A 25,720-nucleotide genomic window follows, 5' to 3' on the forward strand; every position below is an offset into this window, starting at 1 on the left:
GGATGATCGTGGTCGGGCCGTGACCCTGCCGGCCGCGCAGCCCCACCGGTGTCCCGTCAGCTCACTCAGCGAAAGCCAGCATGAGTCCGGCCAGACCAACGCCCGCATGACCGCGCCCGCGCACGCGCGTCGCACGCCTGCCCAGAAACCGCCCTTGACCCGCATCCTTGCTGGTCAGAACGTGATCAGCATTTGGATGGCATAGATATCGATGTCTTGGTTTGAATCCTTCATCCTCGGACTCGTCCAGGGCTTGACCGAGTTTCTGCCGATCTCCTCCAGTGCCCATCTGCGGCTGACGGCGGCGTTCGCCGGATGGAACGATCCGGGTCCGGCCTTCACCGCGATCACCCAGATCGGCACCGAGGCCGCGGTGATCATCTACTTCCGCAAGGACATCGCGCGGATCGTCTCCGCCTGGTGCCGGTCGCTGTTCAACAAGCGGCTACGCTCCGACCACGACGCCAAGATGGGCTGGCTGGTCATCGTCGGATCGATCCCCATCGGCGTGCTCGGCCTGACGCTCCAGGACGCGATCGACGGCCCGTTCCGCGACCTGCGGCTGATCGCGACGACGCTGGTGGTGCTCGGCATCGTGCTCGCCATAGCGGACCGGCTGGCGGCCCGTGACGAGACGGGTGGCCGGCACCGGGCGGTCAAGCACCGCAAGGGCCTGGACGAGCTGACCACGCGGGACGGCCTGCTGTACGGCATCTGCCAGGCCATGGCGCTGGTGCCCGGCGTCTCCCGGTCCGGCGCGACCATCAGCGGTGGCCTCTTCCTCGGCTACACCCGCGAGGCCGCGGCCCGCTACTCGTTCCTGCTGGCCATCCCCGCCGTGCTGGCCTCGGGCGCGTTCGAGCTGAAGGACGCCGGCCAGGGCCACGTGTCCTGGGGCCCGACGATCTTCGCGACGGTCATCGCGTTCGTCGTGGGGTACGCGGTCATCGCCTGGTTCATGCGGTTCATCTCGACGAAGAGCTTCATGCCGTTCGTGTACTACCGCGTGCTGCTCGGCCTGGTCCTCTTCGCCCTCGTCGGCTTCGACGTCCTGAGCCCGCACGCGGGCGAGTCGGGCGACTAGGTGCCGTAGCCGGCCGCGGCCAGCGGTGGGGGCCGGGTCCGACGCCCGTATCGAGGTCCCCCTCCCGCCCGCTCCACCCACGCCCCGCCCGCGCCGTCAGGCCGCGGACGGGGCGTCGTGCGCCCGCGCCCGTACGGGCGCACGACGGGATGAGGGCACGGGCGGTGAGGGGCGCGGGCGGTTCGGCAACGCGGCGGTCAGGGAGTCCGGTGCTCACGCCCGGCGCGCCAGCTCGCCACCACGTCCTCGACGTCGTACGGCACGAGGTTGAGCGGCGGGCCCTCCGGCGGGCGGGCCAGCGCCGCGCGGATCTTCTCGTTGATCTCCTCGACGATGCGCCGGGCCATCCGCTCGGATGGTGCCTTCGTCGCCGCCTCCCGCGCGTCCTCGGCCTCCTTGCGCAGGGCCAGGCTCGGCGGCAGGAACGAGAGCTGCTCGCGGGCCATCTTCTCCTTGATCCACCAGGACTCGTCGTAGGGCGCGTCCGGACGGTCGAGGGGCTTGCCGAAGCCGGGCAACCGCTCGAACTCGCCCCGTTCGGCGGCCTCCCGAATCTGCTTGTCGACAAAGCTCTCGAAGTCGACACCGGGTGGCTTGCGCTCGGTCATGCGGCTCTCCCTCGACGCGTCGGGGTACTACCTGGCGTACTACCGAGGGTAAGAGACGCGCCCGGGCGCCGGGCGGCGCACCGAGGTCGCCCGACGTACGCCCGCGCCGCCCCGCTCGGACCCCGCGCTCACCGCTGCCCGAACTCCGCCCGGACCGCCTCCGTGTGCGCGCCGAGCGCCGGCACCGCGCCCATGCGCGCCTCCCGTCCGCGCACCGTGACCGGCGGCAGCAGTCCGCGCAGTGGCCCCGCCGGCGTGTCGAAGGCGCGCCACCGGTCGCGGGCGGCCAACTGCGGGTGCTCGGCGAACTCGGGCACGCCGCGCAACCGCGCGTTGGCGATGCCCGCCGCGTCGAGCCGGGCCAGCAGTTCGTCGGCGGTCAGGTCGGCGAAGGCCGCGTGCAGCACCTCGGTCAGCTCCGCGTCGTGCGCGCGGCGCAGCGGATTGTCGGTGAACCTGGGATCGCGGGTCAGGTCGGGCCGTCCCAGGACCCGCGCGCACAGCTCAACCCAGTCCCGGTCGCTCTGCACGCACAGGAACACCTCGCGGCCGTCGCCCGCCCGGTAGGGCCCGTACGGGGCGATCGAGGGGTGCCGGGCGCCGCTGCGCGGCAATGGGCCCGCCCCGTACGTCCCGTGGAACAGCGGCTGCCCCATCCACTCGCCGAGCGCGTCGAGCATCGCGACGTCGAAGGCGCTGCCACGGCCGGTGCGCTCGCGCTCGTACAGCGCCGTGAGCACGCCGGTGTACGCGTACATGGCCGCCGCGATGTCGGCGACGGAGATCCCGGCGCGGGCGGGCGCCGCCTCCGTACCGGTCGCCGCCACCAACCCGGTCTCGCACTGCACCAGCAGGTCGAACGCCTTCCGGTCGCGGTAGGGGCCACGGTCCCCGTAGCCGGAGATGCCGCAGACGATCAGTCGTGGCCAGCGCTCGCGGAGCGCGTCGGCACCGAGGCCGAGCCGGTCGGCGGCGCCGGGCCCGAGGTTCTGCACGAAGATGTCGGCGGCTTCCAGCAACCGGTCGAACAGGGCCCGGTCGGTGGCGTCCTTGAGGTCGAGCACCACGCTCTCCTTGCCCCGGTTGCACCACACGAAGTACGCCGACTGGCCCATGACCTCGCGGTCGTAGTCGCGCGCGAAGTCCCCACCGCCGGGCCGCTCCACCTTGATCACCCGGGCGCCCAGATCGGCCAACTGCCGGGTGGCGTACGGGGCGGCCACCGCCTGTTCGAGCGAGACTACGGTGATGCCCTCGAGAGGCAACATGCGGTCAACTCCCTCCTGTGCGGCGCCCGGACACCCGTCCGCGCACCGGTTCCGGTCCGTACCGCCATCGTGCGGCGTCCCGCCCCTCACCGGCACCGGGGCCTTCGACGCCGGCGGAGCCCGGGCCCGTCCGGCCCGTGCGGGTTCCGCACCCCGGGCCGGGTAGGGGCGCGACGTTCGCCGGGTGCGCGACCGGCTCCGCGCGCACACTGGTGCCCCGGCCGGACGAGAGACCCGCGAGGTGTTGATGCCACGGGCCCGCGCACACTCCTTCCTCGCCTCGCGTTGGGGCCGTACGGTCGCGGCCCCGGCGGCCGGGGCGCTGCCCGCGCTGGCGTTCCCCGCCCCCGGTCTGTGGTGGCTGGCCTACGGCGCCCTGGTGCCCTGGCTGCTGCTCATCCGTTCGGCGCCCACGGGCCGCCGGGCGGCGTGCGAGGGCTGGCTGGGCGGCGCCGGCTTCCTGCTGGCGGTGCACCACTGGCTGCTGCCGCTCCTGCACGTGTTCATCGTGGTCGTGGCGGTCGGGCTCGGGTTGCTGTGGGCGCCGTGGGGGTGGCTGGTGCGCCGGCTGCTCGGCCCCGGTGCGGCGGGCGGGCGGCGGGCGGCCGGCGCGCTGGTGCTGCTGCCCGCCGGCTGGCTGCTGGTGGAGCTGATCAGGTCCTGGCAGTACCTCGGGGGGCCGTGGGGGTTGCTGGGGGCCAGTCAGTGGCAGGTCGAGCCCGCGCTGCGGCTGGTGTCGATCGGCGGCGTCTGGCTGGCCAGCCTGCTGGTCGTCGCGGTGAACACCGGGCTGGTCGTCCTCCTGGCACTGCCCGGGGCCCGCAGGGTCGCCGTCGCGGGGCTGGCCGGCTGTGCCACGGGCGTCGCCGGGGTGTGGGCCTGGTCGCCGGCGCCGCGGCCAGCGGGCACGGTACGCGTCGCCGTCGTGCAGCCCGGCATGATCGACGGCAGCAACCGTCGCTTCGACCGCCAGGAGGAACTGACCCGGGGGTTGGCCGGGCGCGGCGTAAGACTGGTCGTATGGGGGGAGTCAAGCGTCGGCAGCGACCTGCGCGAGCGGCCTGACCTGCGGCGACGGCTGGCGGCCCTGTCCCGTGACGTGGGCGCTGAGCTGCTGGTCAACGTGGACGCCAAGCAGGCCGGCCAGCCCGGCGTCTACAAGAGTTCGGTACTGGTGGGCCGGCGGGGGCCGACCGGCGACCGCTACGACAAGATGCGGCTGGTCCCCTTCGGCGAGTACGTCCCGGCCCGTTCCGTCCTCGGCTGGGCCACCTCGATCGGCCAGGCGGCGAACGAGGATCGCAGGCGCGGGGCGCGCTCGGTGGTGATGCGCGTGCCGGGCGTGAGCGCTGGGCGCCCAGCCGCCCGCCACGCGGGCGCGGGAGCCGGCGCGGCGCCCGCTCCCTCGAGCGCCGGCGGGCTCCGGCTCGGGCCACTGGTGTGTTTCGAGTCGGCCTTCCCCGACATGAGCCGGCGACTGGTCCGCGACGGGGCGCAGCTCCTGGTCGCGCAGTCCGCCACCTCCTCCTTCCAGCACAGTTGGGCCCCCGAACAGCACGCCGCGCTGGCCGCGCTGCGCGCCGCCGAGACCTGGCGCCCCACCACGCACGCCACGCTGACCGGCGTCAGCGCCGTCTTCGGCCCGCGCGGCACGCCCGTCGGCGGCCGGCTCGGCACCCGGCGCAGCGCGGCGGCCGTCTACGACGTCCCGCTGGCCTCGGGCACCAGTCCGTACGTGCGGTACGGCGACTGGCCGGCGTACGGGGCGGTCGCGGCGCTGCTGGTGGCCGCGGTGGCAACGGGCGGCCGGGCGCACCACCGGCGCACCCGCGCCGGTCGCTCCGTGGACCCGGCACCCGAGCGCCGGGACAGGGGCAGCCCGGTGGGCTCCTGAGCGTCGGCGGGGCGCCGGCCCCGCAGTCGGAGCCGGGGTCGGGGGCGGGGACGAGGACGAGGACGGGGGCAGAGCCGGCGGAGGACAGTCGGCGGAGTCGGCCCGCGACGCGGGGCAGCGGAGCCGGCCCGCCGCACGCGTCGGGCAGAGCCGGCCCGCCGCGCGCGTCAGGCGGTGAGCACTTCCGTGACCACGCGCTCGCACAACTCGTGCGTGCGCAGGGCGTCCTGCGCGTCGAGCAGCCGCCCCTCGCGTACGGCGTCCAGGAAGGTCAGCGTGATCTGCTCGATCCCCCGCTGCTGGGCCACCGGCACCCAGTCACCCCGGCGGCGCACGCTGGGCTGTCCCTTGTGGTCGATCACCTCGGCCAGGTTGAGCACCTGGCGCTTGGCGCCCTGACCGGAGATCTCCAGGATCTCCTCGGTCGAGCCGCTCATCCGGTTCATCGTGCCGACGGCCGAGAAGCCGTCCCCGGAGAGCTGGAGCAGCACGTGGTGCATCAGCCCGTCGCGGATCTTCGCGCGGACGTCGACGTGCTCGATGGGTCCGGGGGCCAGGAACCGCAGCGTGTCGACGACGTGGACGAAGTCGTCGAACACCAGCGTGCGCGGGTCCTCGGCGAGGCCGACCCGGTTCTTCTGCATCAGGATCAGATCGCGCGGGTGGTCGACGCACTGCGCGTACCCGGGCGCGTACCGCCGGTTGAAGCCCACCATCAGGCTCACCTCGCGCTCCGCCGCCAGTTCGACCACCCGCTGGCAGTCGGCCAGGTCGTAGGCGATCGGCTTGTCCACGTATGTGGGCACGCCCGCGTCGACGAGGCGTGTGACGATCTCGGCGTGCGCGGCGGTCGGAGCGTGCACGAACGCCGCGTCGAGGCCGGCGGCCAACAGGGAGTCGAGGTCCGTGTGGCGCTGCGACTCGGGGATGCGCAGCGCGTCCCCGACGCTGTGCAGGGTGGCCGGGGTACGCGTCGAAAGGTGCGGTTCGACGCCCGGTTGGGCGGCGATGACCGGCAGGTACGCCTTGCGCGCGATGTCTCCCAGCCCAATGCAACCGACCTTCACGGGTCCTCCTCGTTGGCGCGCCCACCGCGCGCCTTGTGTGCGCCCGCGTGCCGGGGCCGCCTGCCACGGCGGCGGCGCGGTGCTCGTGCGGTTCTCTCTGTGCGGTGCTGTCTGTGGTGCTCGCGGTGTTTCTGATGTCCGTGTGTCTGTGACGCTTGTTGTGTCTGAGCTGTCTGTTGCTCCGCGCGGGCAGCATACGTGTCGGCGCCGCTACGCTTACCAGCGGCTTGCCTCGCCCGCGCGGCCCCTGCAGGAGCGCGGCAGCCGGATAATGCGTGGCCCGTGGCCAGTGGGCGGACCATGATGTCCGCCATGACCCTGCCCGAGAACACCTCCACCGCCCCCGTGGCCACTGCGACGACCCGTCGCGAACCCCCGCTGATCGCGGAGGAGCGCCGCATGCTCGAAGCGTGGCTCGACTACCACCGCGAGACGCTGGCCATGAAGTGCGAGGGCCTGACCGAGGCCCAGGTGCGCGAGGCGTCCACGCCGCCCTCGCCCCTCTCGCTGCTCGGCCTCGTGCGGCACATGACCGACGTCGAGCGCACGTGGTTCCGCCGCGTCCTCGGCGGGACGGACGCCCCGCCGCTGTACTGGACCGACGAGAAGTACGACGGCGACTTCGACCTGACCGAGGCCGACTTCGCGACCGACATCGCCACCTGGCGCGCCGAGATAGAGCGGGCCCGGGAGGTGGCCGCCGGACGCACCCTCGACGACACCGGGGAGCGCCGGGGGGAGCTGTACAGCCTGCGTTGGATCTACGTCCACATGATCGAGGAGTACGCCCGGCACAACGGCCACGCGGACCTCATCCGCGAGCGCATCGACGGCGCCACCGGCGAGTAGCGCCGACCGGCCGCGTCGCCTCGGCCATGGCAGCCCGCCGCGTCGGCGCCCGGTGGCCCGAAGTCGCCGCCGCGTGCCCTACGCCCAGGGGTGCTGGCCGGGCGGCGGCGCGGGCTCGCCCGAGGTGTCCGTCAGCCGCAGCGCCAGGCGTCCGATCGCCGTGCGTACCCCCTTGCCGTACGAGTCGTCGCTCAGCGCCCCGGACGTCGCCTTGGCCAGGTCGAGCTGGGCGCGAGCCGCGTCCGGGCGGCCGAGCTTGGCGTAGTCCGCCGCGAGGTTGAGGTGCAGTGCCGGATACAGGCCACGCACCGCCGCCACCGCCCGTCGCCGGCTGGTCTCCGCGGCCTCGGTGGCGCCCGGCTCCCCCGCCTCCTCGCCGTCGTCCCCCGGCGAACACGGCTGCTCCCGTAGCGGTGGCCGCCCGGATCGCGCCGCGCGCTCCGCACCCTCCGCGACCGGCTCGGCTGCCGCACCGTCGTGCTCGGCCCATGCGTCGTGGTCCCGCATCAGCCGGTCGGCGACGGCCAGGGCCCGCAGGTCCCAGGCCAACTCGTCGGCCGGGTCGTCCTGGGTGTCGGCCAGGTAGTGCGCCAGCGTGCAGTGGTGCAGCGTGTCGTCCTCCACACCCAGTTCCTGCCACAGCTCCCCGAGCCGGTTCCGCGCCTCCTCACGGTCTCCGCCCCGGTGCAGCATGACCGCCTGTCCGATCCGGGTCAGCACGGCGTCCGGCGACGCCTCCTCCTGCCGCTTGGCCACCATGGCCCGCCTCCCATCAGTCCTTCCGCCGTCCCCCTGGTCGGCCCCGACGCTAGCCGCAGCCACCGGGAATACGGCTCAGGCGCCAGCGGGCGGACGGGACCGGCCCGGATACGACCCGGGCGGCGTACGCCCCGGGCACGGCGCCGAACGTACGACGCGCGGGCGCGCGGCTCGCGATGAGGGGGGCGGGGGCCCGGCCCGCCGGTAGCGGGGCCGGGCAACCACCCCGGGCCGGCCGGGCGACACCCGGGCGCAACGACCTGGCCGGGCCGGTAGGCGGGCACACAGTCACTGACCTGCCCCCGCCTCCGCCGACGGTCGCGCCCCGCCCCTCCCGACGGCCGCGCCCCGGCTCGCCCGTCGGCGGGCCCGACCGGCGTGACTACGCGCCGAGGTCGGGTATCCGCCAGTCGATCGGCTCGTGACCCTGCGCCGCGACGGCGTCGTTGATCTGCGTGAAGGGTCGGGAGCCGAAGAACTTCCGGGCCGACAGCGGCGACGGGTGGGCGCCCTGCACCACCGCGTGCCGCTCGGTGTCGATCAGCGGCAGCTTCTTCTTCGCGTAGTTCCCCCACAGCACGAACACGGCCGGGTCCGGCCGGGCGTCCACGGCCCGGATCACCGCGTCCGTGAAGGTCTCCCAACCCTGGCCCTTGTGGGAGTTGGCCTCACCCGAGCGCACCGTCAACACCGCGTTCAGCAGCAGCACGCCCTGCCGGGCCCAGGGCATCAGATAGCCGTTGTCCGGAACGGGGTGGCCCAACTCGGCCTGCATCTCCTTGTAGATGTTCCGCAGCGAGGGCGGGGTCTTCACGCCCGGCCGCACCGAGAAGCACAGCCCGTGTCCCTGGCCCTCGCCGTGGTACGGGTCCTGACCGAGTATCAGCACCTTCACCTGGTCGTACGGTGTGGCGTCCAGCGCCGCGAAGACCTCCTCGCGCGGCGGGTACACCGGGCCCCGGGCCCGCTCCTCCTCGACGAACTCGGTGAGCCGCGCGAAGTACGGCTTGTGCAGTTCGTCGCCCAGAGCGTCCTGCCAGGACTCGGGCAGCATGTCGGTCACTTGGGTCTTCCTCCGGTCCGTTCGTGCTTGACGGATACGAACGTACCCCCGACCACTGACAACGGCCGCCGCACGCCGCACGCCCCCGCGCCCGTCCCCGAGCCGTCGCGCCCCCGCCGGACCCCACGCGAGCCGTCGGAGCCGGTGGAGCCGCCCCGTGCTCCCAACCCGCCGTCCCGGGCGCGCGGGTGGCGCGCCCGGGACGCCGTGGGCGTCAGACGCCGGCGTTCAGGAACAGGCCGCCGTCCACGATCAGGTTCTGGCCGGTGATCCACGCCGACTCGTCCGACAGCAGGAAGGCGGCGGCGCCCCCGATGTCCCGTGGTACGCCGAGCCGGCCCAGCGGGTAGGCCGCGGCGGCCTCCTCCTCGCGCCCCTCGTACAGGCTCGCGGCGAACTTCGTCTTGACGACCGCGGGGGCGATCGAGTTCACCCGCACCAGCGGTGCCATCTCGTGCGCGAGTTGCACCGTCAGGTTGATCATCGCGGCCTTGCTCATGCCGTAGGCGCCGATGAAGGGAGAGGGGGCGACGCCGGCGATGGAGGCGATGTTCACGATCGCGCCGCCGTTCTCCTTCTGCCAGGCCCGGTAGGTGCGCTGGGCGAAGCCGAGGGCCGAGACCACGTTGGTCTCGAAGACCTTGCGCGCGACCCCGAGGTCCAGTTCGGCGATGGGGCCGAAGACCGGATTCGTGCCGGCGTTGTTGACCAGGAAGTCGACGCGGCCGAACGTCTCCATCACACGCTCAACGGCCACCGCCTGGTGAGCCTCGTCGTGCGCCTTGCCGGCGACGCCGATCACCCGGCCCTCGCCGTCGGGGGCCGCTGCGCTCAACGCCTCCACGGCCGCCGTGAGCGCGTCCTCGCCCCGCCCGGTGACGCACACCCGGTGGCCGCGGGCCACCAGAGCCTCGGCCACGCCGTAGCCGATGCCCCGGCTGCCGCCCGTGATCAGGGCGACCTTCTCGCTGTTCGCTGTCGTCATGAGCTGTCCTCCCTCGCGTTCTGGTGCCACCTGCGCGTCAGTTGAGCGGGCCGCCGGCCACGTACAGGACCTGGCCCGAGACGAACCCGGCCTGCTCGCCGGTGAAGAAGGCGATGGCGTTGGCGATGTCGTCCGGCTCGCCCACCCGCTGCACCGGGATCTGCGAGGCCGCCGCGGCCTTGAAGTCATCGAAACCCATGCCCACGCGCTCGGCCGTCGCGGCGGTCATGTCGGTGGCGATGAAGCCGGGGGCGACGGCGTTGGCGGTGACGCCGAACTTGCCCAGCTCGATGGCGAGGGTCTTGGTGAAGCCCTGGAGGCCGGCCTTGACCGCCGCGTAGTTGGCCTGGCCACGGTTGCCGAGCGCGGAGCTGCTGGAGAGGTTGACGATGCGCCCGAACGCCGCGTCCACCATGTGCTTCTGGCACGCCCGCGACATCAGGAACGCCCCCCGCAGGTGGACGTTGACGACCGTGTCCCAGTCGGACTCGCTCATCTTGAACAACAGGTTGTCCCGGAGCACGCCCGCGTTGTTCACCAGGATCACCGGAGCGCCGAGTTCCGTGGCCACCCGCGCCACCGCGGCCCGTACCTGGTCGGCGTCGGCGACGTCACAGCTCACGGCGAGCGCCGTGCCGCCCGCCGCCGTGATGGCGTCGACGGTGCCCTGACAGGCCGCCTCGTCCAGGTCGAGCACGGCGACGGCGCGGCCCTCGGCGGCCAGCCGCACGGCCGTGGCCGCGCCGATGCCGCGAGCCGCGCCGGTCACGATGGCAACGCGCTGTTCGGTGGTGGACATGCGGGTTCTCCTCGCCTTCGGAAAGCGTCGCCCGCGTCCGGCGCCGGCACCCCGACCAAGGACTGAGCAACCGCTTAGTAGCTTCAGCAGACGAGACGCTAGAAGCCGGGCCACCACCTGTCAACGGGACCTACGATCAACGCACCAGCAGGTCGAGCAGCCGCTCGACCTCCGCCTCCGCGTCCGTGGTCAGCCCGGTGTGTACGGGGCCCGGCTGCACCACCGTGCTGCGCGGGGCCACCAGCCACCGGAACCGACGCCCGGCCGCGTCACCCGCCGCCTGTCCGGCCTCCGGGCCGCCGTGGCAGACGCCCTCGACGGCGTTGAGCGCGGCCCGTACGCCCGCCACGTCCGCCGTCGGGTCGAGCGCCCGCAGCCGGCCCTCGTCGAGATGGGTCCGCGCGGCGACCAGCGACCGCGCGTGGCAGTACAGGACCACCCCCGCGTTGATCAGCTCGCCGCGCTCCATCCTGGGCACCACGCGCAGCACCGCGTACTCGAAGACATCACGTCCGTTGTGCAGACCGCTCACTTCGCCGCCTTCCCCTCGGCCCAGACCCGGAGCCACGCGGGCGCCTGGGTGGGGCGCTGCGTCGTGGGCGGGCCGAGCTTGATCCGCTCATGGGTGGCAGCCACCCGGTCGAGCAGTCGCTCCACGTACGCGGCGCGCAGCCGATCGGGCCCGTCCGGCCCCTCGAACCCCGGCTCGTCGACCAGCCACTCGTCGGGTACGTCCGCGGCGACCTCGGTCAGCAGTTCCCGGGTGACCTTGGGGGCGAGCGTCTTGGCCGCCGCCGCGATGTCCGGGTCGAACGGTGCGAGCACGTGGTCGGACGCGTCGTACGGCCTGGTAGCGGCCTGGGCGGCGGTGGGCCAGTTGTGGTGCCAGATCATGGTCGCGCCGTGGTCGATGAGCCACAGCTCGCCGTGCCAGACCAGCAGGTTGGGGTTGCGCCAGGAGCGGTCGACGTTGTTGATCAGCGCGTCGAACCACACCACTCGCCCGGCGTCCAGGGGGTCGACCGCGAAGGCGAGCGGGTCGAAGCCGATCGAGCCGGGCAGGTAGTCCATGCCCAGGTTCAGTCCGCCACTGGCCTTGAGGAGTTCCTGCACCTCCTCGTCCGGCTCGCCCAGGCCGATCACCGGGTCAAGCTGCATCCGCACCAGTTCCGGCACCCGCAGCCCGAGCCGCCTGCCGAGCTGGCCGCAGATGACCTCGGCGATCAGCGTCTTGCGCCCCTGCCCCGCGCCGGTGAACTTCATGACGTACGTACCGAGATCGTCGGCCTCGACGATCCCGGGCAGCGACCCACCCTCACGCAGGGGCGTGACATAGCGGGTCGCTACGACCTCTTCCAACACTTTCCCAGGCCACCCATCTCTTCAGCCTTGCATCCACAGACGACTTCTCCGGGGCGTAGGGCAGGAATCACCGGTCAACGGCTGGGGAGGCTCTGGGGAGTTTCGGCTGGCGAGCCGGCCTTTCCCGCTCCCCCAGCAGACCGTCGATGGTGCCGCGCCCCTTGCTGCCCGCTTCCGGCATGAAGTGAGCATAGTAACCGAGGGTGACCGCGAGCGAAGAGTGTCCGAGTCACCGGGCCACCCTCGCCTCCTTCGGCAGGACCTTCTGCGCGGCTTCCACCCGGCGCCGCTTGTGCTGCGGCAGTAGCGGGTCTTCCACGACCGGCTCCGCGCTCCAAGGGGGGCACCGCCTCGGCTGCGTGATCGCCATGGCGTACGTCAACGTCCGGGCCGACGCGGACCGTGCGGGCTGCCTCGAAACACCCGAAGTCCGCGCCGGGTCGCCGCGGCGGCCGACCACAGCATCCTCGACCCCGCGCGCGTTCTCCCCGAGCTGGCGGTACGGGCTTCGACCTCTTCACCATCGCCCTGGCCATGGCGAAGGCGCCCCAGAAGGTGTTCGCCCGCTACCACCGCCACGACTGAGGGCTGTCGCGGGCGGTGCCCGGCGCGGCTCGCTCACCCGACGTCCGACTCGTCCGCGTCGCGGCCCTCGCGCGTCGCCGCGAGGACGCTGCCCGCCACGGCGATCACGGCGATGGCCAGGGCGATGCTGATCCCGCCCGTGGTGTCCCAGTACACGTCCTCCAGGCTGAGCAGCAGCGCCGCCTCGTCCACGACGAGGGCCAGCCCGATCCCGTAGGCGAGTCCCATCCAGGCGCGTGCCCGCGCCGAGCGTGCGACAAGGCCGGCTGCCCCCACCACCGCGAGCAGCAGAATGCCCCACACGTAGTGGTGGATGTGCACCCCGCCGGTCTGTACGTCACCGAGCCCGGCCACCTCGATGTGGATGAGCCAGGTCAGCAGGCGCATTCCGCCGAACGTGAGGGCGAAGCCCCACCAGGCCAGGACGAACCCGCGACGCTCGGATGAGATGTCGGGCAGCAGCCGTAGCCAGGGCGAGGGGCCGGGCGCCCGCGACGGTTTCACGCGCGTACCTCCGTGGTGAAGGATTCGATCCGCTCGGCGACGGCGTCCGGAGCGCTGTAGTGGGCCGCGTGCGCGGCCCCCGGGACCTCCACCGCGCGCCCGTCCACCACGGTGCGGGCCACGTGCCGCGCCCAGGGGCCCGAGGCGATGGTGTCTCCCGTGCCCCGCAGAACCAGGGTCGGCGCGCTGACGCGGCGCAGATTGGCCTCGAAGGACGCGGCGGCGTCCCGCAGCGCGTACCGGAAGGAGCCGGCGATCCGCAGCGGGCCGGTGACCAGGTAGTCGCTCGCGGCCACGACGAGGAGCGAGAGGGGCTCCCGTGGCGCGTCGGCGAGCAGCCGGCCGCACAGCCGCCAGCCGGACGTCCCCGGTTCGAGCGCGGGGCCGGTCAGCACCAGGTGGCGCACCAGGCCGGGCGCGCGGGCGGCGAGGGCCGCGGCCACCTGGCAGCCGACCGAGTTGGCCACCACCAGGCTCGGGCCCAGGGCCAGGCGCCGGTGCCAGCGCGCCAGGTCAGCGGCGGCCCGCTCCGGGCTGGAGGCGCCGCGCGCGGCGTCCCGCGACCGCGCGTTGCCCGGCAGGTCCGGTACGAGCACCGTCCTCCCGTGCGCGGCCAACCGCTCCGCGAGCGGCACGAAGTAGCGCCCCGAGAGCCCCAGCCCGTGCACCAGCAGCGTGGCGGGGGCGCCCGCGCGCGGCGGGGGTCCGAACCTCCGGGTGAAGATCCCGCCCAGTGTCTCCTGTTCCATGTCTCCACCCTCGCTCCTCGAAAGGCATCGGGGGCGCCAGGGGCGGGGCGACACCGGCGGTTGCTCCTTCCGCGCCCGGCCCGACCCGGCCGGTACCGGTACCCGGCCTCTGCCGTGGACCGCTGCCTGGCCCTCGCCCGCGTCGGTGGCGTGGGCGGGCGTACGGCGACGGCCCACCGGGGTGACGCTGACCGGCGGGCCGTCGTGTGGGAGGGGGTTACCGCGTGCGGTACGCCTCGTGGATGGTCTGGCACACGGTGTTGCCCTGCTTGTCGGTGGCCTGGGCCCGGAACGAGACGGTCTTGCCCGCGCCCGGGTTCTTCACCGACACCTTGCCGGCACTGACGGCCAGCTTCTTCCAGTGCGCGCCGTTGTCGTAACTGACGTACCGCCACGAGCGCGGTGGCCGCGGTGACGGCCACGCCGGCGGCCCGTAGTGCCTGTCTGCCTGTCCCGTTACCCTCCGGATGAGTTGGCAGGTACGTGAAGTGTCCGTGACACGAGGGAACGCGACGGCGCTGGTTCGGGTCCCGGGTTCAGCGGCGGGCCGGTCGGGCGCAGCGTACGTTTCCGGAGGTGATCGCGTCTCGGGGCAGGGTGAGGCCGAAGGCTCGCTCCAGGCCTTCGAAGAACAGCGCGATGTTGTCCGTCCAGTTGCCCGCCTTCTCCGCGATGCGGAGGTGAAGGTTGAGGAAGGACAGCGGCGCTTCCGGGGCGAACGGCGCCTCGCCCGGGGTGTACCAGATGAGTTCGTACATGTCCCGCTGGTCTTCGGCGCCGTCCTCGACGGGCAAGGGGTTCTGGTACACCCCGTCCTCGCGGTAGTCGAAGGTGTAGATGGCCTTGCCCATGGTCGCGCGAAGCGTGATCTCCTGCTCGGGGGGCGGGTCGAGAGAGCGCGAAAAGGCATCGTCGAAGTCGTGGTAGCCCAGCCACGTCCAGCCGTTCTCCTCCCCGAAGGCCAGCACGCGGGTGAGGTCGTCGGTGCCCTCCCGTGCGTCGCGCTCCTCGACCTGGTGGAGCAGCAGCCCGTCGGCTACGTCCTGCGCGTCGGCCCCGTAGGCGAGGGCGACGTCCTCGGCGGACGACCCCTTGATGAAGACGAGTTCCGTGAAGGGCTGTTGCTCGCGCCAACTGCCGGCGATCCACGCCATGCCGTCGCCCACCGGGCCCTGGCGGGCGAGGAACTCCTCGAACGCGGCCGCCTGCTTCGGGGGCATGTAGCCCTGGCGGGCCATGCGCGCCCTGTCCTCCAGCCAGTCGACCTCCGCCACGGACCTCAGCTCGGCCACGACCACCCGGTCCCGCACGAAGGTCATCCGCCCCCCGTCGACGTGCACGTACCGGATGTACGGGCCCTGCGGGTCCGGCCCGAACGGGTGCCCCTGTCCCGATCCGGACCTGGGTCGGTGTCGCGCTCCGCCGTGGTCCCGTTGGGCGAAGTGTTCCAGTTCGGCGAGTTCCGCCGCCGGAAGGAGCACACTCGTCGGCTCCCCGCCGTCGACGACACACACCCGCTCGCCGGTCTCCTCGACGCGACCGACGAGACCCGCGAAGTCCGCTACGGCGTCGCTCAGTTCAACGTTGTCCATACGCGGGACACTACCGACGGCGACTGACACCGAGCCCGGAGGGAGCCGGCCTGGTCGTTGGCGGCGACCTCTCCCAGCCTCGGGTCGGTCGCCCCTCACGTGCACGCGGCCGGGTCCGCGGGCGATGCCCCCGCCATGCCTCGCGTTGTCGCGCGAACCGATCGAGTGGCACATATGACCTGCGTCACACGCCACGGGGAGCGGGGTCCTCGCAGAGGCTGGTGGGGTCACAGTGTTCGGAGTCGAGGAAACGAGGTGGAGACGTGGTGGCACGTCGTACGGTGGTCAAGGCGGCGGGCGGCGGCGCGCTCGCCAGTGGCCTGCCGAAGTCCGCCGCGGGCGCCTCCGGGACCGCCGCCCGGAGTGACGTGCTGCTGGTGGTGGAGAAGAGCAGCCACGCGGTCAGCTTCTACGACGTCACGTCGGGCCGGCGCCTGGGCTCCGTCCAACTGCCCGACTACCCCCATGAGATGGTCGTCGACTCGCGGCGGCGCTACGCCTACGTCGGGCACTACGGCGTCCGCATGGCCTCCACCATCGGCGAGGGCGGCGCCGCCGTCTTCGTGGTCGACCTCCACGAGCGGTCCCTGTCCCGGACCATCGACATCCGCCCCTACAACCGCGTCCACGGCATGGGCATCGACGACCGGGACCGGTTGTACGCGCTCAGCGAGGAGAAGGCGGTGCTGCTCGGATTCGACGATCCGGCCACCGACCGGGCGCCCACCAGGGCGGTGCCGACACACGGGGTGAAGACCCACCTCTTCTCCCTCACCCGCGACGGTGAACGGGCTTATGTCACCGGTCTGTTGTCGCACACGGTGAGCCTGGTCAGGCCGTACGACGCTGCGGTTACCCCGGTCCTCGTGACGCCTGGGCAGCTACCGGAGAGCAGTTGCCTGAGCACGGACGAGGAGACGCTGTTCGTCGGCGCCCGCGGGAGTTCCACCCTGGTCGCCGTCGACGCCCGCACCATGCGGGTGCGGCGGAGCCGGAAGGTGGGCGGCGACCCGCTGCGGGTCTACACCCTCGACGAGGACCGGCTGCTCGTGACGGACATCGTCGGCAACACCCTCACCGTGTGCGCCACCGCGGACCTGCGGCCCCTGCGCACCCTGCGGCTCGACGGAGTCCCGGCCGCCGTCTCGCTCCACCCCGACGAGGCGGTGGCGTACGTGTCCCTGCTCGACCGCGACCGGATCGCCGTCGTCGACCTCGACCGCCTGACCGTCACCGGCGGCTTCGCCACCCGGTCGGAGCCGGACGTCTCGGTACTTCTGCCCGCCGCCCGGGCTCACTGAGGACGCGGACGGAAGGCCGGGGTGACGCGCCGACGGCGTGCGGCCTGGGGCCGGCTCTCGCAGGAGGTCAGAAGGCGTACCGCACACGCAGCCAGGGCGCGCGCGTCCGGATCATGCGGGACAGGGTCTCGACGGCCTGGGGTTTGACCGTGTTGCGGTAGCGGACGTTCAGGGCGCCGTTCTCGGACCTCTTGGGCTGCTGGAGGTCCGGCTGCCACAGGACGTCCTCGGCGCGGGGGTGCCAGTCCAGGTTGACCTCGTGCAGGTCCTGGTTGTGGGTGAGCATGATGATCTCGGCGGCGGCCTGCTCCTTCACCCGGTGCGGGAGTACGTCGTCCATCATGCGCAGCAGGTCGTCCCAGGCCTCGCGCCAGCCCGGGCGGATCACCACCGGGGAGAGGTTGAAGTGCACCTCGTAGCCGGCGTCGAGAAAGTCGGCGGCCGCCTCGACGCGGGCGGGGACGGGGCTGGTCCGGATGTCGAGGAGTCGGGAGTCGTCCGGCGGCATGAGGGAGAAGCGGATGCGGGTGCGGCCCTGCGGGTCGAGCCGCAACAGGTCGGGATTGACCAGCTTGGTCGCGAAGGACGCCTTGGCCGTGGGCCAGCGGCGGAACGCGCGGACGAGGTCGGCGGTGTTGTCGCTGATCAGGTCGTCCACCGAGCAGTCGCCGTTCTCGCCGATGTCGTAGACCCAGGCCCGCTCGTCGCACTGGTTGGGCTCCTTCTTCGGGCCGGTGGCGGCGAGGTGGCGGCCGAGGGCCCCCAGGACGCGGTCGACGTTGGTGAAGACGGTGATGGGGTTGGCGAACCCCTTGCGACGCGGGACGTAGCAGTACGCGCAGGCCATGGCGCATCCGTTGGACAGGCCGGGGGCGATCCAGTCGGCTGACCGCCCGTTGGGGCGGACGGCGAGGGAGGTGCGTTCGCCGAGGACCAGTGTCTCCCGCTTGATCCTGACCCACCGCTCGACGTTCCCCTGGTTGCCGTGGAGGTGCGGGATGCGCCAGTGGGAGTCCGTCTCGATGACTTGGGCGTCGGGGAAGCGTGCGATGATCTGCCGGCCCCGCCAGGACGCGGCGGCGGCCGGCTCAGCGTGGATCTCCCTCACCCGCAGCAGTCCGCGCGCCTGGGGCCCGTCGCGGAACGGCCGGTGTTCCCGTGCCCGGGTGGGCGTGGCCGCGGCCACCAGCTCCGCCATGCCGAACAGGCCCTCGGACTCGCCGGCCGGCTCCCGGGGAGGTCGTCCCATTGTCCGCTCCACTCCGCTTCCTCGCGAGCTTCATCGGCCACCTGAGCCGTGACCGATACCGAGGCTTTTGCCCAAGTCTACGAAGTCCCGGCCGTTACCCCGCCCGGCCGTCGCCGGCCCGGTCGGAGGCCGGCCAGAGGTAGGGAAGATCGTCCGGTACGCCGGGGAAGTGGGGACGGTAGTACGTGGGGTCCTTGCGCACCAGCGCCGACTGGTGGCTGCGGTGGAACGCGGGGTCGCCGAGCCAGGGCGGCAGCTCGCCCGCCGTCGCGAGCCCGGCCTGCTCGCGCACCTCGGCCGACGGGCTCCAGGCGCGGTAGTCGGTGATGAGGGTGAGGGAGCAGGTGTCGGCTCGCCCCTCGGCGGTCCAGGTGGCGCAGACGTCCAGGCCGTACCGCACCAGGGCCTCCTCGTACCCGGCCCACATCCGCACCGCGGGGTGCCGTCGCCACCCGTACGTCGGCACGGTCAACCCCCGGAACACCTGGAGCGCCTCGACGCGCTGCTTGCCGAGACGCCTCGGGTCCAGGACGGCCGCGGAGTCGGAGAAGTTCGCGTACGGGAGAAATGTCTGCATGTACCTCGTGTCCCCACGACGGGGCTCCCACTCACCCGGGTGTCACCCGGGGCGGGAGGTGCGGTCGGGGCGACCGGAGACGCGGCGCGCCCTTTCGGCCATGCCATGGAGCGCCCAAAGCGTCGGCGTCGGCTGCTCCTGATCACCGTCGCCATCGCCCGTACCATACGGTATGGTACGGAGAGAGAGGCCGCGTGGGCGAGTCTCGGGGTCGGCGTTCGACGGGTGGGGTGGTGCGCTCATGGCGGGGAAGCGGGACTGGCTGGAGGCGGGGCTCGCGGTGCTGGCCGCCGACGGGGCGGGAGCCGTGACGATCGATCGGCTGTGCGGCGATCTGGGTCTGACGAAGGGCTCGTTCTACCACCACTTCAAGGGCATCACCGGGTTCAGGACCGAACTGCTCGCCCACTTCGAGGCCGAGTCCACGACCCGTTTCATCGAGGCGGTGGAGGATGTCCCCGGCCCGACCGGGGCCAAGTTCACTCACCTGCTCGACCTGGCACTCGCCGACGAGGGCGACCGTCCGGGGCTCGAAGTCGCCGTCCGCGCCTGGGCGCTGGGGGACGTCGAGGCCCGCGCGGCACAGCGGCGCATCGACGAGCGGCGCATCGCCTACCTGCACGACCTGCTGTGCGAGAGCGCGGCCCCGGACGCGGCGGCCGACGCGCGCCCAACGCCGTCCCCGGCCCTGGGTACCGCGAGCCAGGCCATCACCCCCGGCGCGGCGGCCGTCGCGTCCGAGACGGGTGGCGTCCACACCGGCGCGGACGGGAAGTCGCGCGACTGGCTACCCCTGGCCCGGCTGCTCTACCTGGTGCTGGTCGGCGGAGGCCACCTCGTGCCCCCGCTACCCGCGGAGGAACTCCGCGACATCTACCGGCTCGCCTCCCGGCTGGCGCCCGGCGGGCCCTGGGAGGAAGCGTGACCATCGACAAGCACAGCCACCACTTCTCCGACCGACCCACCGCCGACTCCGCGCCGGACGGCACGGGGCCGGTCACTCGCGAGGCCCACGGCCCCGACGGTCCCGGCGGCGCGCGGCCGATCGGCGCGCCGGGCCGCTGGGTGCCGAGGCTGCTGATCGCGACGGCGGTACTGCACTTCGGCTGGGCCTTCGCCCAGCCGAACGCCTGGACGGACATCGTGCGGGACGGCTTCGTCGGCACCGTCGTCGACACGGAAGCGGACGGGTACTGGCCGCGCGAGGCGTCCGTGTGGTTCATGGCCGCGGGCGTCACGCTGCTCGCGCTGGGCACCCTGACCCGGCACATCGTGCGTACCACCGGGCGGGTTCCGCCACAGCTCGGCTGGTACCTGCTCCTCCTCGGCATCCCGACCTCGGCCATCTACTTCCCCGTCACCGGGAGTTGGGCCCTGATCGGCATCGGCGCCCTCGCACTGGCGGACGGGCGGTCCGCGCGCGGAAGCCGCGACCGCCCCTGACACCGGCGCGCCCCGCCGCAGGCCGGGCGCCGCCCGCCGCACCGGACCGAGCCCACCAGAGCCGCGGAAATCGGCGCCCACCCGACACGGCGGCCGGGCGCTCTCCTTGCCCAGGTGACAGCGGGGCTGGCAGCGGGCGCCTTCAACGTCGACCCGGACCGCCTCGCCGAACGGGGCGGCTTCCCGCCGACCATGCGCATCCGCAACTCGGGGCGGACGACCCACCAGAACGGGTCGATCGGCGCGGCGTACACGCCGGTGACCGACAACCTCATGGGACTCGGTACGGCGACCCCGTCGGCCGGTGGCTGTAATGCCGAGAACCGGGACGCGACCAAGATCTACTCCCCGCCCAGCCAGCCGATCGAGCGGACCACGGCCAAGTACAACGGCAAGGCCCGGAAGGCCAAGTGGGAGGCGAAGGACAGTGCCCCGGGCACCGGGGCCGACGCCGAGCGCTCGGGGCGCGGAAGGGCCCTGCCCCCTCAGTTGAGCGCCGTGTCGGCGAGCGCGGGCTCCGGGGCAGGCTCCTCGAAGTCGCGGGGTGTCTGGGTGCGGTAGGAGTGGCCGAGCTCCGGGCCGAGTCCGAAGTAGTGGCGGAAGTTGTAGATGAGAGGGCTCCAGGCGGCGGGGTCGATGTGGTCGGTGCCGGGGACGACGATGCGGGAGTCGGCGTGCACCGTGCACACGACGGCCTCGACGATGACGAAGTCCCCGGAGACATCCAGCCGCACCCGCTCGGCGCGGGCCTCCAGTTGGATCGGGCATCCGGCGACGCGAGGTGGCCGGACCAGATGGGACGGTTCGCTGGACATACCGGCCGCGGCGAACTTGTCCGGCTCGAAGCGGCAGCCCTCGGGCTTGCTCGTGGGCACCGGATTCCGGCCGGTCAGCGGCGCCAACCGCTCCACCGCAGGCCACTGGTTGGGCGCCGGCAGGTTGATGACCAGGTCGGGGCGGCTGCCGAGGTTGTACGCGGTCTGCCCCTCACGGCCCAGTCCGATTACGACCGTCCGCCCAAGGGCCCATGCGGAGGATATCGGGGCGAGGTTGAACGAGCCGTCCTGGTTCTCCGTCGACAGGAGCACCACCGGCGTCCCGAAGTACAGGATGCTCGGCTCGATCTCCAGGTGGGTGGCGACTGTCTGTGCGGGCAAGGTGCTGGGGGGTGCCGTGTTCATGGCGAGCAGCCTAAAATCGGGTCGTTTCGGCCGGGGCCGAAGTGACAACGGTGGTCGCCGCCGCCCGCCCCGGGTAGCCCGCTCCAGCTCGGACAGCCGGCGGCTGGCTGAAGGTCTATGCCGCCACATGTGCTGTCCACCGAGGCGGATCGCGCATCGTGGTCCCCTGCCTGCCGTCGATCGGTGCGTCGTGTGTTCGAGGCGGCATCGAGGGCCCGCCTCCCGTGCCACACCCCGACCGGCGCACTCCGGCGGCCGGAGGTGAGCGCGTACGCCCGGCTCGCCCGCCGCCGGCGACATCACGTCGGTGCGCGGCGCTCCGGCGTACGCCTGTCGCCCCGAGTGTGAGGCCGGGCCCGGGTATCGGCGTGCTGCCGGCGGGTGAAGCAAGGGGGCGGCCAGTACGGGCGGGGGGCGTCAGTCGCGTCGCGACGGGCGTGGGGCGGGTGCGGGCTGGGGGAAAGTGTCCGCGTGGGCTCTGGAGCCGGCCGCCGGGTGCGATCCGTTGCCGAGCAAATGGTACTGCTCCTACCAGCCGACAACGTTTTCCTTTCCTTTTTCCTCGGCACGGCGTCGAAAACGCGACAGCCCTCCCCAGAGGGGGGCGCACGGCAATACCGCAGCGCACCACCCGGCGCAAGACGGCGAATGCGGCCAGCTAACCTCCTGTTGACGTGCCGCTTTCGATTGGGATCACTCTTGACCGAGTCACCCTCTTTCCTTCAAGAGCACTGGTCAGCGGGGTGTCCACCGATCGCCCCACACGCACATAAGAACCCTCGGCAACCATCTACTTGCGAGTAACGATTAGCGGGAAACCACCCGCCCCGTCCGCAACAGAGGTTTCGCTCCCTACCGTCGAGTAAGGAAATGGGGCACGAAATCACCCCCCGCACCTCCGGGCAGTGTTGCGATCACGCGGCGAGAAGTGAAGACTGTCGGCCGGGCTTGGGTGGCGTGAAAGCGTCGGAGGGTTCATCGTCAGTACCATCAGACACACTCACGTTCACATCCCAGCGTTTTCGTCTGTCTTTTCCGGGCACTCTTTGCCAGTGCATCGTGCGCCCAGCGTTCGACGGTTTGAGCACGTGCCGTTTGATCGACCGGAGAGGACACCGCAAACACGCTTCGCAGAAGGGGGCTTCTCACGCGGCGTGTGCGGGACGGAGGCGAGCTGTGGTGGCGTGCCACCGCGTGCTCGCGGTAAGGGCAGGTCGAAGGAGGGGGCTTCGTCGGCCTGCGCGGTCCATGATCAGGGGTTTCGGAGGGGATGGTCCCAATGGCATGCGCCAAGGGGCGGCAAGGGGCTCGGCCCGAGGAAGCGGAAGGAGGCGTGGCATGGGAGACCGCGCCCCCACCAGAGGTGTGAGCGGTAGGCGGAGCCGTATGCCGCGACCGTCGACGAACGGGGCCCGGCGGCGCCGGGTCCGCTGACCGCGCGCCCACGGCGCCGGCGTCGGGGCGGAGCGGCGACTTCGTCGAGAATCACAGCGCGGCACCGGTGGGGATTCGCCGACTTTGGCGTTTCCCGGCGTCCCACGTCGCGTGATGTGCGGAGCGATAGCAGGGTTCGGCGCCCCACTCCCAGCTGCCTGTTGACGCGACTTTCTGCCGGGCGAAGATTTCGGCCTGCCCGTATTCGCTTTTCCGTCGCGCCGCCCTTTCGCGTACCACTGGATCGAAATACGCGAACACCATTTCGACTGCGGACGAGTCCGCACCTGATCAGAATGGTCAGGGCCGCCGCCCCATTCCCGTGTCCGCACCAAGGAATTAAGCAGAAGTCGGGCAGATATGTGAACGACCTGTGATAAAAATCTGCGGTGGAGCATGGCGTCCACATCTTTCGAGGCCCATCGGCGTCGATGACTGCCGCATGCGTCCAACCGGCGAGGAACGAGCCTCTCCGGGAAGTTCACACTGAAGGGGGACCGGTGACCGGCAGCAGGGCGAGTGAGGCGCCGTTCGTGTACGAGGAACTGGTCAGCCGGTGGGAGGGGCTGCGCGAGGGCGCACCGGTGCGCTATGACGAGCAGCGGAAAACGTGGCTGGTGACCGATCACGAGAACGTCGCCCAGGTCCTCTCCGACCCGAAGGTTTTCTCCTCCGACTTCTCCGGGCTGACCCCCACCCAGGAGGACTTCGAGGATTTCCGGCAGGGCAACTTCGTGGGCATGGACCCGCCCCGCCACCGCACCCTGCGTGCCCTCGTCAGCCAGGCGTTCACGCCCCGCGTGGTGGCCGACCTGGAGCCGAGAATTCACGCGATCACCGAGGAACTGCTCGACGCCGTCGACGGCCAGGACCAGTTCGACGCCGTGGACGCCCTGACCTATCCGCTCCCCATCATCGTCATAGCCGAGTTACTGGGCATACCCGTCAGCGACCGGCCGCTGTTCCAGGAGTGGGCGACCACGCTGTTCGGCGGAGACGACCTCGGCGACACGCTGGAGATGGCCGACATCGAGCAGGCGCTGAAGGCCATCGCGCCCACCGTGCGCGAGATGAACGGCTACTTCCTGGACCACATCCGCCACCACCGCAAGAACCCCGGCGACGACCTGACCAGCAAGCTGGTCCTGGCCGAGGCGGAGGGCACGCGGCTGAGCGACCAGGAGATCGTCGGCTTCGTGGCCCTGCTGCTGGTCGCCGGGCACATCACCACCACCGCACTGCTGGGCAACGCCCTGCTCTGCTTCGACCGGCACCCCGACGCGGTCGCGCCATTGCGGGCCGACCCCGGGCTGCTGCCCCGGACCGCCGAGGAGGTGCTGCGCTTCCTGCCGCCGTTCCCCGAGTTGGGTCGCCGCACCACCCGGGAGGTGGAGTTGAGCGGCGCGGTCATCCCGGCCGACGCCATCGTGACGGCCCACCTGGGTGCCGCCAACCGCGACCGGACCCGGTTCGCCGACGCCGAGGCCTTCGACCCGGCCCGCGACCCCAACCCCCACCTGACCTTCGGTCACGGCATTCACTTCTGTTTCGGCGCCCCGCTGGCGCGGATGGAGGCCCGGATCGGCCTGCGGCTGCTGCTCGAACGGTTCTCCGACATCGCCGTCGCCGACCGCGGCGGCATCGTGACGCAGAACCCGGCCGTCATCGTCGGCCCCCGCCACCTGCCGCTGCGCGTGCGCAGGGCCCCGCGTCGTACCGCCGGATAGGCGGGTCCCGCGGTCATCGGCCGGGCCCGCCCGAGGAAGACCGGTCGCCCGGCGGTGGCCGGACCGGGATTGCGTGCGCGCCGCCCCACCGGGGGCCGTTGCCACGCCAGGCGGCCGCGCCGCTCCCGCGAGTATCGAGTTCCAGGAGTTTCGTCCCATGTCCCACGTCCCCACCGCCCCGAGCGCCAGCCGGCGAACGCGCCCGTTATCCGACCCCCTGACCGAGTTACTGACCGACCTCGCGCGCGCCCACCGGGTGCCCGGGGCCCAACTCGCCGTCCACGTCGACTCGGTGACGCACGCCGCGCACACCGGGCACGCGGACGCCGCGACAGGTGAGCCGTTCACCGCCGAGACGGCGGTCCCGATCGGCAGCGTCACCAAGACCTACACGGCCACGGCCCTGATGATCCTGGTCGCCGACGGGGACATCGACCTGGACGAGCCGGTGGCGGACCACGTGCCGGAGCTGCGGCGCGCGCCGCGGTTCACCGTGCGCCAACTGCTCGGCCACACGGCCGGGCTGTCGACCGGCCCCGACTCGGACGAGGCGGCGGCGCTGAGCACGGCGCGCTACCTGTCCGCGCACTGCGCCGCCGGGGCCGCGGTGGGCGCGCCCGGCTCCGGGTTCTCCTACTCCAACGCCGGGTACGTCGCCGCGGCGCGGGTCGTCGAGGCGGTGACCGGCATGCCGTGGGAACAGGCCGTGCGGACGCTGGTCCTCGAACCCCTGGGGACGGTCCCCGCGTTCGTTGGCGACCGGTCGCCGCGCCGGCCGGTCGCCGGCGGGCACGCCGTCCACCCGTCGAGCGGCCGGGCGCTTCCCGTACGGCAGACGCTGGCTCCGGTGGAAGCCCCGGCGGGTGCCCTGCTGGCGAGCGCGCTGGACCTGGTCGCCCTGGGCCGCGTGGTCGCCGGGCACGGGCCCGTCTCGGTGCTGGCGCCGGAGGCAGCCGAGGAGATGCGCCGACCCGTGGCGGGTGCCGACCCCGGCGTCCTGGCCGACGGCTGGGGCGCGGGCCTCGCGCTCTTCCGGGAGGGCACCGCGCTGTGGTGCGGCCACGACGGCAACGCGCAGGGCACCTCCTGCCACCTGCGGGCCGAACCGGAACTGGCCGCTGTGGTGGCCTTCACCTGCAACGGCGGCAACGGCACCGAGCTGTGGCACGCGTTGGCCGACGGCCTGGCCGACATCACCGGGCTGCGGGTCCCCACCGCCGCCCGGGCCCCCGAGCGGGGCCGTGCCGTGTCGCTCCCCCAGTGCGCCGGGACGTACCGCAACGGCGCTCTGGAGTACCGCGTCACGGCGGACGCCGAGGGCGCGCTCGCGCTGTCCGTGGGCGGCGACACCCCGGCGCCGCTGGTCTGTTACCCGGACCTCACCTGTGACCTGGTCGATCCGGCTTCGGGCCGGCACCTGCCCGGCGGTCGCTTCCTGCGCGATCCGCACAGCGGTGCCGTCGACCGGGTGCAGATCTCCGGTCGCACCGCGCGCCGCACCGCCGACCTCTGACGCCCGCTCACCGCCGCGCTCGGGACGATCCCCGGACTCCGTCCCGCCCCGAGCCGGCCCCTTCGCCGAGCCCCCCGCCGTCCGCGACGGCTGCCGCGGGGTGCCCGGCGGCACGCCGCACCTTTCG

General features: G+C 72.5%; 24 protein-coding genes. 9 read left to right on the top strand and 15 right to left on the bottom strand.

Annotated elements, in window-relative coordinates; all coding sequences use genetic code 11:
* Nucleotides 1-211 precede the first annotated feature (211 nt).
* Entirely contained in the window at nt 212-1,084 is an 873-nt protein-coding gene (locus tag OYE22_RS01615) for an undecaprenyl-diphosphate phosphatase (RefSeq protein ID WP_277318704.1), read from the top strand.
* 197 nt (nt 1,085-1,281) lie between these two features.
* Here OYE22_RS01615 and OYE22_RS01620 read toward each other — a convergent pair whose 3' ends face one another.
* Entirely contained in the window at nt 1,282-1,692 is a 411-nt protein-coding gene (locus OYE22_RS01620) for a DUF1992 domain-containing protein (RefSeq protein WP_277318705.1), read from the bottom strand.
* Nucleotides 1,693-1,820: 128 nt separating this feature from the next.
* Nucleotides 1,821-2,960, bottom strand: a complete 1,140-nt coding sequence (locus OYE22_RS01625) for a CaiB/BaiF CoA-transferase family protein (protein WP_277318706.1) — start codon at nt 2,958-2,960, stop codon at nt 1,821-1,823.
* 247 nt (nt 2,961-3,207) lie between these two features.
* On the opposite strand from OYE22_RS01625, the gene lnt reads away from it, so the two are divergent.
* Nucleotides 3,208-4,854: an apolipoprotein N-acyltransferase gene (gene lnt, locus OYE22_RS01630; RefSeq protein WP_277323939.1), complete on the top strand. Its 1,647-nt coding sequence runs from the start codon at nt 3,208-3,210 to the stop codon at nt 4,852-4,854.
* Between the two features lie 167 nt (nt 4,855-5,021).
* Here the strand turns inward: lnt and OYE22_RS01635 are convergent, their stop codons facing one another.
* A complete protein-coding gene (locus tag OYE22_RS01635; RefSeq protein ID WP_277318707.1) occupies nt 5,022-5,921 on the bottom strand; it encodes a Gfo/Idh/MocA family oxidoreductase in 900 nt (299 codons plus the stop codon).
* A 399-nt stretch (nt 5,922-6,320) separates the two neighbouring features.
* Here OYE22_RS01635 and OYE22_RS01640 point away from each other — a divergent pair, with 399 nt between their 5' ends.
* Nucleotides 6,321-6,770: a DinB family protein gene (locus OYE22_RS01640; protein ID WP_277323940.1), complete on the top strand. Its 450-nt coding sequence runs from the start codon at nt 6,321-6,323 to the stop codon at nt 6,768-6,770.
* A 78-nt stretch (nt 6,771-6,848) separates the two neighbouring features.
* Here the strand turns inward: OYE22_RS01640 and OYE22_RS01645 are convergent, their stop codons facing one another.
* From OYE22_RS01645 to OYE22_RS01685, 9 genes are all read right to left on the bottom strand, one after another.
* Nucleotides 6,849-7,529 carry a hypothetical protein gene (locus OYE22_RS01645; protein WP_277318708.1) on the bottom strand — a complete coding sequence of 227 codons (681 nt, stop codon included), beginning with the start codon at nt 7,527-7,529 and terminating at the stop codon, nt 6,849-6,851.
* Nucleotides 7,530-7,911: 382 nt separating this feature from the next.
* Complete coding sequence (gene ung, locus OYE22_RS01650) at nt 7,912-8,592, bottom strand: uracil-DNA glycosylase (RefSeq protein ID WP_277318709.1); 681 nt, start codon at nt 8,590-8,592, stop codon at nt 7,912-7,914.
* A gap of 214 nt (nt 8,593-8,806) precedes the next feature.
* The gene (locus tag OYE22_RS01655) at nt 8,807-9,577 is read right to left on the bottom strand and encodes an SDR family oxidoreductase (RefSeq protein ID WP_277318710.1); all 771 of its coding nucleotides are present in this window, start codon (nt 9,575-9,577) and stop codon (nt 8,807-8,809) included.
* Between the two features lie 37 nt (nt 9,578-9,614).
* On the bottom strand, nt 9,615-10,376 hold the full coding sequence (gene fabG, locus OYE22_RS01660; RefSeq protein WP_277318711.1) for a 3-oxoacyl-ACP reductase FabG: 762 nt from the start codon (nt 10,374-10,376) through the stop codon (nt 9,615-9,617).
* A gap of 136 nt (nt 10,377-10,512) precedes the next feature.
* Nucleotides 10,513-10,908, bottom strand: a complete 396-nt coding sequence (locus tag OYE22_RS01665) for a DUF3037 domain-containing protein (RefSeq protein ID WP_176165502.1) — start codon at nt 10,906-10,908, stop codon at nt 10,513-10,515.
* The gene (locus tag OYE22_RS01670; protein ID WP_277318712.1) at nt 10,905-11,738 is read right to left on the bottom strand and encodes a HipA family kinase; all 834 of its coding nucleotides are present in this window, start codon (nt 11,736-11,738) and stop codon (nt 10,905-10,907) included. Before OYE22_RS01670 ends, OYE22_RS01665 begins: the two co-directional genes overlap by 4 nt.
* A gap of 618 nt (nt 11,739-12,356) precedes the next feature.
* Nucleotides 12,357-12,827, bottom strand: coding sequence for a hypothetical protein (locus tag OYE22_RS01675; RefSeq protein ID WP_277318713.1), 471 nt, complete (start codon nt 12,825-12,827; stop codon nt 12,357-12,359).
* Complete coding sequence (locus OYE22_RS01680) at nt 12,824-13,576, bottom strand: alpha/beta hydrolase (protein WP_277318714.1); 753 nt, start codon at nt 13,574-13,576, stop codon at nt 12,824-12,826. Before OYE22_RS01680 ends, OYE22_RS01675 begins: the two co-directional genes overlap by 4 nt.
* Nucleotides 13,577-14,112: 536 nt before the next feature.
* Nucleotides 14,113-15,168 carry a type II toxin-antitoxin system Phd/YefM family antitoxin gene (locus tag OYE22_RS01685; RefSeq protein WP_277318715.1) on the bottom strand — a complete coding sequence of 352 codons (1,056 nt, stop codon included), beginning with the start codon at nt 15,166-15,168 and terminating at the stop codon, nt 14,113-14,115.
* A 266-nt stretch (nt 15,169-15,434) separates the two neighbouring features.
* Between OYE22_RS01685 and OYE22_RS01690 the strand changes: the two genes are divergently transcribed.
* Nucleotides 15,435-16,469: a YncE family protein gene (locus tag OYE22_RS01690; protein WP_277318716.1), complete on the top strand. Its 1,035-nt coding sequence runs from the start codon at nt 15,435-15,437 to the stop codon at nt 16,467-16,469.
* A gap of 67 nt (nt 16,470-16,536) precedes the next feature.
* Here the strand turns inward: OYE22_RS01690 and OYE22_RS01695 are convergent, their stop codons facing one another.
* A complete protein-coding gene (locus tag OYE22_RS01695) occupies nt 16,537-17,667 on the bottom strand; it encodes a spore photoproduct lyase family protein (RefSeq protein ID WP_277323941.1) in 1,131 nt (376 codons plus the stop codon).
* A gap of 145 nt (nt 17,668-17,812) precedes the next feature.
* Entirely contained in the window at nt 17,813-18,295 is a 483-nt protein-coding gene (locus OYE22_RS01700) for an MSMEG_6728 family protein (RefSeq protein ID WP_277318717.1), read from the bottom strand.
* A gap of 241 nt (nt 18,296-18,536) precedes the next feature.
* Between OYE22_RS01700 and OYE22_RS01705 the strand changes: the two genes are divergently transcribed.
* The 3 genes from OYE22_RS01705 to OYE22_RS01715 all read left to right on the top strand — a co-directional run bounded on the left by OYE22_RS01705 (nt 18,537) and on the right by OYE22_RS01715 (nt 20,299).
* Nucleotides 18,537-19,220, top strand: coding sequence for a TetR/AcrR family transcriptional regulator (locus OYE22_RS01705; protein ID WP_277318718.1), 684 nt, complete (start codon nt 18,537-18,539; stop codon nt 19,218-19,220).
* Complete coding sequence (locus OYE22_RS01710; RefSeq protein ID WP_277318719.1) at nt 19,217-19,738, top strand: DUF6463 family protein; 522 nt, start codon at nt 19,217-19,219, stop codon at nt 19,736-19,738. Before OYE22_RS01705 ends, OYE22_RS01710 begins: the two co-directional genes overlap by 4 nt.
* Before the next feature lie 114 nt (nt 19,739-19,852).
* Nucleotides 19,853-20,299 carry a hypothetical protein gene (locus tag OYE22_RS01715; protein WP_277318720.1) on the top strand — a complete coding sequence of 149 codons (447 nt, stop codon included), beginning with the start codon at nt 19,853-19,855 and terminating at the stop codon, nt 20,297-20,299.
* On the opposite strand, the gene OYE22_RS01720 is transcribed toward OYE22_RS01715, so the two are convergent.
* A complete protein-coding gene (locus OYE22_RS01720; RefSeq protein WP_277318721.1) occupies nt 20,224-20,919 on the bottom strand; it encodes a flavin reductase family protein in 696 nt (231 codons plus the stop codon). The two genes, OYE22_RS01715 and OYE22_RS01720, sit on opposite strands and share 76 nt — an antisense overlap.
* 1,934 nt (nt 20,920-22,853) lie before the next feature.
* Between OYE22_RS01720 and OYE22_RS01725 the strand changes: the two genes are divergently transcribed.
* Both OYE22_RS01725 and OYE22_RS01730 read left to right on the top strand, forming a co-directional pair.
* Complete coding sequence (locus OYE22_RS01725) at nt 22,854-24,080, top strand: cytochrome P450 (RefSeq protein WP_277318722.1); 1,227 nt, start codon at nt 22,854-22,856, stop codon at nt 24,078-24,080.
* Between the two features lie 157 nt (nt 24,081-24,237).
* A complete protein-coding gene (locus tag OYE22_RS01730; protein ID WP_277318723.1) occupies nt 24,238-25,593 on the top strand; it encodes a serine hydrolase domain-containing protein in 1,356 nt (451 codons plus the stop codon).
* The last annotated feature ends 127 nt before the right edge of the window (nt 25,594-25,720 follow it).

Source organism: Streptomyces sp. 71268 (genome assembly GCF_029392895.1).
Taxonomy (GTDB): Bacteria; Actinomycetota; Actinomycetes; order Streptomycetales; family Streptomycetaceae; genus Streptomyces.

Coding starts and splice junctions, on each gene's coding strand:
- OYE22_RS01615 (WP_277318704.1), top strand. CDS start 212: ATGTCTTGGTTTGAATCCTTCATCCTCGGACTCGTCCAGGGCTTGACC.
- OYE22_RS01620 (WP_277318705.1), bottom strand. CDS start 1,692: ATGACCGAGCGCAAGCCACCCGGTGTCGACTTCGAGAGCTTTGTCGAC.
- OYE22_RS01625 (WP_277318706.1), bottom strand. CDS start 2,960: ATGTTGCCTCTCGAGGGCATCACCGTAGTCTCGCTCGAACAGGCGGTG.
- lnt (WP_277323939.1), top strand. CDS start 3,208: ATGCCACGGGCCCGCGCACACTCCTTCCTCGCCTCGCGTTGGGGCCGT.
- OYE22_RS01640 (WP_277323940.1), top strand. CDS start 6,321: ATGCTCGAAGCGTGGCTCGACTACCACCGCGAGACGCTGGCCATGAAG.
- OYE22_RS01645 (WP_277318708.1), bottom strand. CDS start 7,529: ATGGTGGCCAAGCGGCAGGAGGAGGCGTCGCCGGACGCCGTGCTGACC.
- OYE22_RS01655 (WP_277318710.1), bottom strand. CDS start 9,577: ATGACGACAGCGAACAGCGAGAAGGTCGCCCTGATCACGGGCGGCAGC.
- fabG (WP_277318711.1), bottom strand. CDS start 10,376: ATGTCCACCACCGAACAGCGCGTTGCCATCGTGACCGGCGCGGCTCGC.
- OYE22_RS01680 (WP_277318714.1), bottom strand. CDS start 13,576: ATGGAACAGGAGACACTGGGCGGGATCTTCACCCGGAGGTTCGGACCC.
- OYE22_RS01685 (WP_277318715.1), bottom strand. CDS start 15,168: ATGGACAACGTTGAACTGAGCGACGCCGTAGCGGACTTCGCGGGTCTC.
- OYE22_RS01695 (WP_277323941.1), bottom strand. CDS start 17,667: ATGGCGGAGCTGGTGGCCGCGGCCACGCCCACCCGGGCACGGGAACAC.
- OYE22_RS01700 (WP_277318717.1), bottom strand. CDS start 18,295: ATGCAGACATTTCTCCCGTACGCGAACTTCTCCGACTCCGCGGCCGTC.
- OYE22_RS01705 (WP_277318718.1), top strand. CDS start 18,537: ATGGCGGGGAAGCGGGACTGGCTGGAGGCGGGGCTCGCGGTGCTGGCC.
- OYE22_RS01720 (WP_277318721.1), bottom strand. CDS start 20,919: ATGAACACGGCACCCCCCAGCACCTTGCCCGCACAGACAGTCGCCACC.
- OYE22_RS01730 (WP_277318723.1), top strand. CDS start 24,238: ATGTCCCACGTCCCCACCGCCCCGAGCGCCAGCCGGCGAACGCGCCCG.